Here is a 9,750-nt window from a genome sequence, read left to right on the forward strand (position 1 = left end):
TAAATCTTGTTTATTCTTTTCTCCAATAAACGCCAAATACATCAATTTTAGTAATAGGGGCTTTTAAATTTCGTTGCTTTCTAAAGTCTGTCACAGCCTCAGCGCATGGCGGTAGCCCGTAGTCATCGATAATTATATAGCCACCTTTAGAAACTTTATCATATAAGTTCATGAGACCATCCATGGTGGATTCGTACATATCACCATCAAGCCGTGCAATTGCTATTTTTTCAATTGGTGCTGTTGGTAAAGTATCTTTAAACCAACCTTTTAAAAATTTCACTTGATCATTTAGTAAATCATATTTTTTAAAATTCTCTTGTACTTGTTCTAAAGAGACGCGTAAGTAATCGAATGTGTGTAAATAATCACCGTAATCTTTTGGATATTGTTCTAGATTCGGTGCTGGCAAACCTTCAAATGAATCTGCGACCCACACAGTACGATTCGTAATGTTGTTTGCTTGTAAAAAACCATTCATAAAAATGCATGATCCTCCGCGCCATACACCTGTTTCAATAAAATCTCCCTCTATATTTTCACGAACAACGGTTTCCATTGCCTCTTGTAATTGGTTCATACGTTCTCGACCAATCATGCTATGTGCTGCTCTTGGCCAATCCATTCCATCATGACGTTCACTTTTTGAAACATTTGGTTTTACAATTTTTAAGTTATGGTTTTCGGCATATTGCTTAATGAATAAAGGGAGGGGGACTGTAACGGGTTCGAATTCTAGTTCTTTCGAAATATGTAGAGATGCGGGTAAGTATGCCTCATATTCCAACCATATTTCAAATAAAATTGTTTTCTTTAGCAATTCGAGATAAAGCTGAACAGCAGATTTACTTTCCATATTTGTGCCTCCTGCAAAATGTCATACAACAATATGATTATGTAGCTAACGAATGTTTCATGATTGAATTTGAAATTGAAAAAGCAGTAAAACTGATATCAGTTTTACTGCTAAGTAAAAAATTAAGCAACTTTTTCAATAATAATGGATGCACTCGTACCAAGAGCTAATGATAGCCCAAGTCCTGTAACAATTACTTCAACCAATGATGGAGTTGTCGTAATTTGCGTAATTGCTTGAATAACGATAGGTGCTCCAAGTGAGATTAAACTTGATCCAGTACCTGGTACAGGTACTCCATTCACTTGGATTGTAAGACCTCCTAATAAGCTTACTGTTGCAGTATTAGCGATAACAGTAATTTTATAGAATCCAGTTTCACTAATTACGAAAGTGTCAGCATCTAATTGAGAAATTGCTGTACCAAACTGAGATCCAACAGTATTAAATGGTACTGGATCATTAATTCCTAGATCTAAAGAAATCCCACCGGAGTTAAATGCATATAATCCTGCTGGAAGTCCTAATCCGGATGGTCCAGTAGGTCCAGTAGCCCCCGTAGGTCCAGTAGCTCCCGTAGGTCCGGTAGCCCCAGTGTCACCAGTAGGCCCGGTAGGTCCAGTAGCCCCAGTGTCACCAGTAGGCCCGGTAGGTCCAGTTATTCCAGTTCCTCCGCCAGTAGGTCCAGTAGGTCCAGTAGGCCCGGTAGGTCCAGTAGGTCCAGTAGGCCCGGTAGGTCCAGTAGGCCCGGTAGGCCCAGTTGGAAGGGTAAACGGTGGTATCGGTGGTAATGTTGGTCCTACAAGATTAGGGTCAAATGCACTAGCTGATAAAGATTCATCGGGATTTAATCCATTTGAATAATTATTATTTGACATAAATTCACCTCCATAAAGCGTTCATTATATAGTAGATGCAAAACCGAAAGAAAATGACACGGACATTTGAATTATTGAAAAGAAATCTTAAACTACTTGAACAATTTAAAAAAATGGAAAGTTTAGTATATGTATAACATATGATTGATTTGGAAGAGGGTGATTATGTTGAACAAGCAAGGAATTACAATTAGTTTATGTATGATTGTTCGAGATGAGGAGGAGACAATAGCCCGTTGTTTAGAGACAGTTGAGAAAATTGTGGATGAAATTATAGTAGTGGATACAGGTTCCGTCGATCGAACGAAAGAAATCGTAGAGAAATACACTTCTAACATATATGATTTCCAGTGGATTGATGATTTTGCGGCAGCAAGAAATTTTTCTTTTTCAAAAGCGACGCAAGAGTATATATTGTGGCTAGATGCAGATGACGTATTATTAGAAGATGCTCAAGAAGCATTGAAACTCTTAAAAATAGAATTAGATCCTAAATTTGATGCTGTTTCGATGCCTTATCATCTTGCGATGGATTCTAACGGGAAACCTTTATATTGTACAAAAAGAAATCGACTTGTAAAGCGTGAAAAACAATTTCAATGGTTTGGAAAGGTTCATGAGTATTTAGCTATTGCTGGTGAGACTTTTAGTAGTAAAGTTGCTATTACACATAAAAAAGAAAAAAAAGTAACAAATCGTAATTTGAAAATTTTTCAAAATACTGTAGCTGCAGGGGAAGAATTGAGTTCGAGGGATTTATTTTATTACGCAAATGAATCTATGGATAACCAAAAATATGATGATGCAGTTCTTCTTTATGAAACATTTCTTAATCAAGACGAAGGATGGTATGAAGAGAAAATTTATGCATGTGGTAAGTTAGGAGATTGCTATGCGAAGCTCGGAATGTGGGAGAAGGCAATCGAATCTTGTGTGAAGTCGTTTCGGTATGACGTCCCTAGAGGAGAGAATTGTACAAGAATAGGATATATATATATGGAACAAGAAAAATATAATGAAGCGATATTTTGGTTTAAACTTGCAACGGAAGTACCAATGGCAACGGAAAGTCCTTTTCATAGTCCAGCTAGCTACACATGGCTACCCTATTTACAAATGTGTATTTGTTATAGCAGGTTAGGGGAGCAGGATAAAGCGTATTATTACAATGAATTAGCAGCTTCTTATGTTCCGAATAATGCTGCAATTGAATATAACCGTAAATATTTTCGGGGAGTTTTTGATAAACCATATAAAGCGTAATAGGTTTCGTTTTTTAGAAATGATTTATCGTTATTCTAACTCTAATAGATTGGTTATATATTAGAGTATCAGTAACGAAACCAATATAGATAAAAAATTTTATAAAGCTATTTGCGGGCTAATAATCAGTGGGGGATGAACAAAATCTGCACTTTATAGAATTCATATGAGATTTATATTTCTAATTCAATTTGCATAAGGAGTGTGTGAAATGAATCGCGAAAAAAGTTCTTTATATGAAGAAAAATCCGAGCATTATTATAATGCAGCGAATCCGAATTTATTAAAGCATATAAAAAAGGAATGGAAAGAAGTTCTTGATATTGGTTGCTCGAGCGGTACATTGGGAGCAGCTATTAAAGAAAATGGTACACGTGTATCAGGAATCGAGGCATTTCCAGAGGCTGCAGAAAAAGCGAAAGAAAGACTAGATCATGTTATTTTAGGGGATATAGAAAAAATAGATCTTCCTTATGAGGAGGGGCAATTTGATTGCATCCTATTTGGAGATGTATTAGAGCATTTATTTGATCCATGGGCTGTGATTGAAAAGGTTAAGCCATATATAAAGCAAAATGGTGTGATTTTAGCAAGTATACCAAACGTTGCTCATATTTCAGTATTAGCTCCCTTACTTGCCGGAAATTGGACGTATACAGAATATGGTTTATTAGATAAAACACATATTCGTTTCTTTACATTTAATGAAATGCTAAGAATGTTTTTAAAAGCAGGATATGTTATTAGTAAAGTAGATCGTGTATATGTTGATCATAAAATGTATGAGCCACTTATTGAGGAGTTATATGGAATTTGTAAAAAATATCGTCTTGGAAGTGGCTTCATGGCTGAGACAGTTGTATTTCAGTATATTATTGAAGCTGAAAAATCACAATTATGAGTGCTGCAGACAAAACAATATTATTTGTTACATGTATAAATGATCGGAAATTGTATGCAAACTGCGTGCGACATATATTGCAATTGTTAGTACCACCAGGGTATATTGTCCAATTTATGCCGATTCGAAATGCGAAAAGTATGACGAGTGGATACAATCAAGCCATTTCGCATCCAGCGAAGTATAAAGTGTATTTACATCAAGATGTTTTTATTATAAATAGAGCTTTTTTATACGGATTACTTCAATTATTTGAGGAACATGAACACCTTGGTATGATTGGGATGGTTGGAGCGCAATATGTTCCTCCAACTGGTGTATGGAACGAAGGGCGTGGAATTGTAGGAAAGGTCATTGGTTATATGAATGATTTGTTTTATATGGCAAGTTTAGAACAACCGTATCACGAATCAAAAACATTTATTCCTGTAGAATGTATTGACGGTTTATTAATGGCGACACAATATGATGTTCCGTGGCGAGAAGACTTATTTGACGGATTTGACTTTTATGATGTATCTCAATCATTTGAATTTAAAAAAGCAGGATATACAGTCGGTGTACCTGTACAGCGCGATGCTTGGTGTATCCATTATCATTTTGATGTGAATATGACGAACTATGAGAAGTATCGGGAAATATTTGTGGAACACTATATGTCAGAGGTAAATAAGGAAGAATAAAAGGGGGGACAAAAATGAAAGATCATACAATATTAGTTGTTGTTTGTGTAAATAATGAAGAGCTTTTCAAACAATGTGAGAGCCAAATCAGAAACATTTTTGTTCCCCCTGGCTATGTCGTACAAATTTTTCCGATACGAGATGCACAAAGTATGGCAAGTGCATACAACCGAGCCCTTTCATATCCAGCGAAATACAAAGTGTATATACATCAAGATACATATCTTATTAATCGAGACATGTTTTCTACACTTATATCTCTTTTTAAAGAAAATGAAAAGCTTGGTTTAATAGGAGTCGCTGGGGCTCAGTTTTTACCGAATAACGGGATATGGTGGGAAGGAAAAAATTTAGTAGGGAAAGTGATTGAATACAGAAGACAGAATTATCAATTATTAAATTTAGATCAGGTTTTTTATGGTAATCAACCATTTTTGTCAGTTCAGGCAATTGATGGTTTATTCATGGCAACGCAGTATGATATTCCGTGGCGAGAAGATTTGTTTCAAGGGTTTCACTTTTATGATGTGTCACAGTCTTTAGAGTTTCAAAGGGCTGGTTATTTAATCGGTATTCCAAATCAAGCAAATTTATGGTGTATTCATTACAACGGGGATGAGTTTGATGCGGATACATATGAGAAGTACCGGCAAGTGTTTATAGAACATTACAAAGATATATTATCTCCATCATAAAGGAGAGATGCAGAGTGAAAGGAATTATTTTAGCAGGTGGTACTGGATCGAGATTATATCCAATAACGAAAGTAACGAATAAACATTTACTTCCTGTTGGTCGGTATCCGATGATTTATCATGCGGTATATAAGCTAAAACAATGCGATATTACAGACATTATGATTATTACAGGTAAAGAGCATATGGGGGATGTTGTTAGCTTCTTAGGGAGTGGTCATGAATTTGGCGTGTCCTTTACGTATCGTGTGCAAGATAAAGCGGGCGGTATCGCACAGGCGTTAGGGCTTTGTGAAGATTTCGTCGGGAATGATCGTATGGTAGTTATATTGGGGGATAATATTTTTTCAGATGATATTCTTCCGTATGTTGAAGAGTTTGCAAATCAAAAAGAAGGTGCGAAAGTGCTCTTGCAATCTGTAGAAGATCCCGAAAGATTTGGCGTAGCACATATTCAAAACCGAAAAATAGTTGAAATTGAAGAAAAGCCGAAAGAGCCGAAAAGTTCTTATGCTGTTACGGGAATTTATTTGTATGATTCGAAAGTTTTTTCTTATATTAAAGAATTAAAACCTTCTGCACGGGGAGAACTTGAAATTACAGATATAAATAATTGGTATTTAAAACGAGGGGTACTTACTTATAATGAAATGAGCGGCTGGTGGACTGATGCGGGAACTCATGCTTCTCTTCAAAAGGCGAATACGTTAGCACGGGATATTGATTTTGGGAAACAGTTTAACGGAGAATAGGTGAGAATATGAAAGTCGTAGAAACAAATTTTATCGATGCAAAATTGTTAGAACCGAGGTTGTTTGGAGACGAGCGTGGCTTTTTTTCAGAAAGCTATAATAAGCAGGTGCTAGAAACATTAGGGATTACGTATTCATTTGTACAGGATAACGTATCTTATTCGGCTAAGGCAGGAACGATTCGGGGACTACACTTTCAAAAAAAACCGAAAGCACAAACGAAACTCATTCAAGTTATGCAAGGGGCAATTTATGATGTTATCGTTGATTTACGAAAAAAATCACCAACATTTAAACAATGGAAAGGGTATATTTTAAGTGCAGATAACCATCGACAATTACTAGTGCCAAAAGGGTTTGCGCATGGATTTTGCACCCTTGTTCCGCATACTATCGTTATGTATAAAGTAGATGAATATTATAGCGCAGAGCATGACTCAGGATTACTTTGGGAAGATAAAGATTTAGCAATTCCTTGGCCAGTAACCGATCCTATATTGTCCGATAAGGATCAGATATTACCATTACTAGAGGAATATGAAGATAGTTTTTAAGTAGGAGCGTTGTTTATGAATATATTAGTAACAGGTGGGGCTGGATTTATTGGAAGTAATTTCGTTCATTATATGCTACAAAGTTATGAAACATATAAAATTATTAATTACGATGCATTAACATATAGCGGGAATTTAAATAACGTAAAATCTCTTCAGAATCACCCGAATTACTCTTTTGTAAAAGGAGAAATTCAAAATGGAGAGCTATTAGAACATATTATAAAAGAGCGAGACGTACAAGTGATTGTAAATTTTGCAGCTGAATCACATGTGGACCGTAGTATTGAAAATCCGATTCCTTTTTATGATACAAATGTAATTGGGACGGTCACTTTATTAGAACTAGTTAAAAAATATTCGCATATAAAACTTGTGCAAGTATCAACGGATGAAGTGTATGGCTCTTTAGGGAAAATAGGGAAATTCACAGAGAAAACGCCGTTAGCTCCAAATAGTCCATATTCTTCAAGTAAGGCGAGCGCGGACCTGATAGCTCTATCTTACTATAAAACATATCACTTACCGGTTATAGTAACGCGTTGTTCTAACAATTATGGGCCGTACCAGTATCCCGAGAAATTAATTCCGTTAATGGTTACGAATGCACTGGAAGGAAAAAAACTACCGTTATATGGTGATGGTTTAAATGTAAGAGATTGGTTACATGTAACGGATCATTGTAGTGCGATTGACGTTGTTCTGCATAAGGGACGTGTAGGAGAAGTATATAATATAGGTGGAAATAATGAAAAAACAAATGTAGAAGTTGTGGAACAAATTATTACTCTTTTAGGAAAAACAAAAAAAGATATCGAATATGTTACAGATCGTTTAGGGCACGATCGTCGTTATGCGATTGATGCAGAGAAAATGAAGAATGAATTTGATTGGGAACCGAAATATACGTTTGAACAAGGATTACAAGAGACGGTGAAATGGTATGAAAAGAATAAGGAATGGTGGAAACTACTAAAAGACCAGTAAGGGGCATGTTAAATGAAAGAGAGGGTTATCATAACAGGAGCAAACGGCCAATTAGGAAAGCAACTATTTGAAGAGTTAAACTCTGAAGAATATGATATATATCCATTTGATAAAAAGTTATTAGATGTGACAAATATATCCCGAATTCAACAAGTGGTACAAGAAATAAAACCACATATAATTATTCATTGTGCTGCCTATACGAAAGTAGATCATGCTGAGAAAGAACAGGATCTTGCATATAGAATAAATGCAATCGGAGCTCGAAATGTAGCGGTCGCTTCACAATTAGTAGGAGCGAAACTAGTTTATATTAGTACTGATTATGTATTTCAAGGCGCTAGACTAGAGGGATACGATGAATTTCATAGTCCAGCGCCGATAAATATATATGGAGCCTCTAAGTATGCTGGGGAGCAGTTCGTCAAAGAGTTACATAATAAATATTTTATCGTTCGCACATCGTGGCTATATGGTAAATATGGAAATAATTTTGTGAAAACGATGATGCGATTAGGAAAAGAAAGAGATGAAATATCTGTTGTAGCGGATCAAGTTGGCTCTCCTACGTATGTGGCGGATTTAAATATAGTTATTAATAAGCTCATTCATACTTCTTTATACGGTACATACCACGTATCAAACAGAGGCTCATGCTCTTGGTTTGAATTTGCACAAAAGATATTTTCGTATACAAATATGAAAGTGAATGTGTTACCTGTTTCAACGGAAGAATTCGGGGCTGCGGCTGCGAGGCCCAAATATTCTATCTTTCAACATAACATGCTACGATTAAATGGTTTTTTACAAATGCCGTCTTGGGAAGAAGGATTAGAGCGCTTTTTTATAGAAACCAAAAGTCATTAACAAATTTCTGTTAATGACTTTTTTGTTTGCCTTTAAGCGGTTTTATGGTACTATAATTATAGTATCAGGTACTAATAACAAGTATAAGTATTTCTGGGAGGATATATCATGGAACTATTACAAGGGAAAACATTTGTTGTTATGGGCGTTGCGAACCAAAGAAGTATTGCGTGGGGAATTGCTCGCTCTTTGCATAATGCAGGTGCAAAATTAATCTTCACATATGCAGGAGAACGTTTAGAAAGAAATGTTCGTGAATTAGCGGATACATTAGAAGGACAAGAATCACTTGTATTACCTTGTGATGTAACAAATGATGAGGAACTTACAGCTTGCTTTGAAACAATTAAACAAGAAGTAGGTACTATTCACGGTGTAGCACATTGTATTGCTTTTGCAAATCGCGATGACTTAAAAGGCGAATTTGTAGATACTTCTCGCGATGGATTTTTACTTGCACAAAATATTAGTGCATTCTCTTTAACAGCTGTAGCAAGAGAAGCGAAGAAAGTTATGACAGAAGGCGGAAATATTTTAACGTTAACATACCTTGGCGGCGAGCGTGTTGTGAAAAATTATAACGTTATGGGTGTTGCGAAAGCTTCATTAGAAGCGAGCGTGAAATATTTAGCAAACGATTTAGGTCAACATGGTATTCGTGTCAACGCTATTTCTGCAGGACCAATTCGTACGTTATCTGCAAAAGGTGTAGGCGATTTCAACTCAATCTTAAGAGAAATTGAGGAGCGCGCACCACTTCGTCGTACAACAACTCCAGAAGAAGTTGGCGATACAGCAGTATTCCTATTCAGTGATTTAGCTCGCGGTGTAACAGGAGAAAACATTCATGTTGATTCAGGGTATCATATCCTAGGATAAATATAATATTAATTTTTAAAGGACAATCTCTAAATGCTGAGATTGTCCTTTTTATTTGTTCTGAGAAAGAACGATTTTTAACGAAAGTTCTTACCACGTGATGAATATAACTATAATAGTACACAATTTATTCAGCTACGTATGGAAGTGGGAGGGACGAGTGTGAAGAATAAAAATAAAAGTTCAACAGTTGGAAAACCGTTGTTATATATTGCGCAAGTAAGTTTAGAACTTACTGCACCGAAAATAAAAAGGATTATCCTGACAAACTTTGAAAATGAAGATCAAAAAGAGCAAAGTAATAGAAATGAAAATATTGTAAGTAGTGCTGTGGAAGAGGTAACAGAACAAGAACAACAAGAAGAGCAGCAAGTGGAAGAAAAAATAGAAGAAGAGGAAAAAGAAGCACACGCAGAACAAGAACAACAAGAACAA

At 35.9% G+C, this 9,750-nt stretch carries 12 protein-coding genes; 10 read left to right on the forward strand and 2 right to left on the reverse strand.

Going from position 1 to position 9,750, the window contains the following annotated elements; genetic code table 11:
- Positions 1 to 10: 10 nt before the first annotated feature.
- Complete coding sequence (locus MR160_RS03435) at positions 11 to 856, reverse strand: TylF/MycF family methyltransferase (RefSeq protein WP_000444387.1); 846 nt, start codon at positions 854 to 856, stop codon at positions 11 to 13.
- A 122-nt stretch (positions 857 to 978) separates the two neighbouring features.
- Positions 979 to 1,734 (reverse strand): BclA C-terminal domain-containing protein, encoded by a 756-nt coding sequence (locus MR160_RS03440; RefSeq protein WP_242297057.1) that lies wholly within the window; start codon positions 1,732 to 1,734, stop codon positions 979 to 981.
- A 165-nt stretch (positions 1,735 to 1,899) separates the two neighbouring features.
- Here MR160_RS03440 and MR160_RS03445 point away from each other — a divergent pair, with 165 nt between their 5' ends.
- From MR160_RS03445 to MR160_RS03490, 10 genes are all read left to right on the forward strand, one after another.
- Positions 1,900 to 2,997 carry a glycosyltransferase gene (locus tag MR160_RS03445; RefSeq protein WP_000932911.1) on the forward strand — a complete coding sequence of 366 codons (1,098 nt, stop codon included), beginning with the start codon at positions 1,900 to 1,902 and terminating at the stop codon, positions 2,995 to 2,997.
- A gap of 211 nt (positions 2,998 to 3,208) precedes the next feature.
- Positions 3,209 to 3,898 (forward strand): class I SAM-dependent methyltransferase, encoded by a 690-nt coding sequence (locus MR160_RS03450; RefSeq protein WP_001078436.1) that lies wholly within the window; start codon positions 3,209 to 3,211, stop codon positions 3,896 to 3,898.
- The gene (locus MR160_RS03455) at positions 3,895 to 4,581 is read left to right on the forward strand and encodes a glycosyltransferase family protein (RefSeq protein ID WP_001271181.1); all 687 of its coding nucleotides are present in this window, start codon (positions 3,895 to 3,897) and stop codon (positions 4,579 to 4,581) included. Before MR160_RS03450 ends, MR160_RS03455 begins: the two co-directional genes overlap by 4 nt.
- Before the next feature lie 14 nt (positions 4,582 to 4,595).
- Positions 4,596 to 5,276 carry a glycosyltransferase family protein gene (locus MR160_RS03460; protein ID WP_000651525.1) on the forward strand — a complete coding sequence of 227 codons (681 nt, stop codon included), beginning with the start codon at positions 4,596 to 4,598 and terminating at the stop codon, positions 5,274 to 5,276.
- Between the two features lie 14 nt (positions 5,277 to 5,290).
- Positions 5,291 to 6,028 carry a sugar phosphate nucleotidyltransferase gene (locus MR160_RS03465; RefSeq protein WP_000676159.1) on the forward strand — a complete coding sequence of 246 codons (738 nt, stop codon included), beginning with the start codon at positions 5,291 to 5,293 and terminating at the stop codon, positions 6,026 to 6,028.
- An 8-nt stretch (positions 6,029 to 6,036) separates the two neighbouring features.
- Positions 6,037 to 6,582, forward strand: a complete 546-nt coding sequence (gene rfbC / locus MR160_RS03470; protein WP_000869412.1) for a dTDP-4-dehydrorhamnose 3,5-epimerase — start codon at positions 6,037 to 6,039, stop codon at positions 6,580 to 6,582.
- 15 nt (positions 6,583 to 6,597) lie between these two features.
- Positions 6,598 to 7,569, forward strand: a complete 972-nt coding sequence (gene rfbB, locus MR160_RS03475) for a dTDP-glucose 4,6-dehydratase (protein ID WP_001024179.1) — start codon at positions 6,598 to 6,600, stop codon at positions 7,567 to 7,569.
- Positions 7,570 to 7,581: 12 nt separating this feature from the next.
- Complete coding sequence (gene rfbD / locus MR160_RS03480) at positions 7,582 to 8,436, forward strand: dTDP-4-dehydrorhamnose reductase (protein ID WP_242297058.1); 855 nt, start codon at positions 7,582 to 7,584, stop codon at positions 8,434 to 8,436.
- A 108-nt stretch (positions 8,437 to 8,544) separates the two neighbouring features.
- On the forward strand, positions 8,545 to 9,315 hold the full coding sequence (fabI, locus tag MR160_RS03485; RefSeq protein ID WP_000421885.1) for an enoyl-ACP reductase FabI: 771 nt from the start codon (positions 8,545 to 8,547) through the stop codon (positions 9,313 to 9,315).
- A 141-nt stretch (positions 9,316 to 9,456) separates the two neighbouring features.
- A partial coding sequence (locus MR160_RS03490) for a CotO family spore coat protein (protein ID WP_242297059.1) occupies positions 9,457 to 9,750 on the forward strand: 294 nt, incomplete at its 3' end.

It is taken from the genome of Bacillus cereus group sp. BfR-BA-01382, from assembly GCF_022663475.1.
GTDB lineage: Bacteria > Bacillota > Bacilli > Bacillales > Bacillaceae_G > Bacillus_A > Bacillus_A thuringiensis_S.

What these genes read in the sequence shown, in the direction of transcription:
- MR160_RS03435 (WP_000444387.1), bottom strand. Translation starts at nt 856, where the DNA reads ATGGAAAGTAAATCTGCTGTTCAGCTTTATCTCGAATTGCTAAAGAAA.
- MR160_RS03440 (WP_242297057.1), bottom strand. Translation starts at nt 1,734, where the DNA reads ATGTCAAATAATAATTATTCAAATGGATTAAATCCCGATGAATCTTTA.
- MR160_RS03445 (WP_000932911.1), top strand. Translation starts at nt 1,900, where the DNA reads ATGTTGAACAAGCAAGGAATTACAATTAGTTTATGTATGATTGTTCGA.
- MR160_RS03450 (WP_001078436.1), top strand. Translation starts at nt 3,209, where the DNA reads ATGAATCGCGAAAAAAGTTCTTTATATGAAGAAAAATCCGAGCATTAT.
- MR160_RS03455 (WP_001271181.1), top strand. Translation starts at nt 3,895, where the DNA reads ATGAGTGCTGCAGACAAAACAATATTATTTGTTACATGTATAAATGAT.
- MR160_RS03460 (WP_000651525.1), top strand. Translation starts at nt 4,596, where the DNA reads ATGAAAGATCATACAATATTAGTTGTTGTTTGTGTAAATAATGAAGAG.
- rfbC (WP_000869412.1), top strand. Translation starts at nt 6,037, where the DNA reads ATGAAAGTCGTAGAAACAAATTTTATCGATGCAAAATTGTTAGAACCG.
- rfbB (WP_001024179.1), top strand. Translation starts at nt 6,598, where the DNA reads ATGAATATATTAGTAACAGGTGGGGCTGGATTTATTGGAAGTAATTTC.
- rfbD (WP_242297058.1), top strand. Translation starts at nt 7,582, where the DNA reads ATGAAAGAGAGGGTTATCATAACAGGAGCAAACGGCCAATTAGGAAAG.
- fabI (WP_000421885.1), top strand. Translation starts at nt 8,545, where the DNA reads ATGGAACTATTACAAGGGAAAACATTTGTTGTTATGGGCGTTGCGAAC.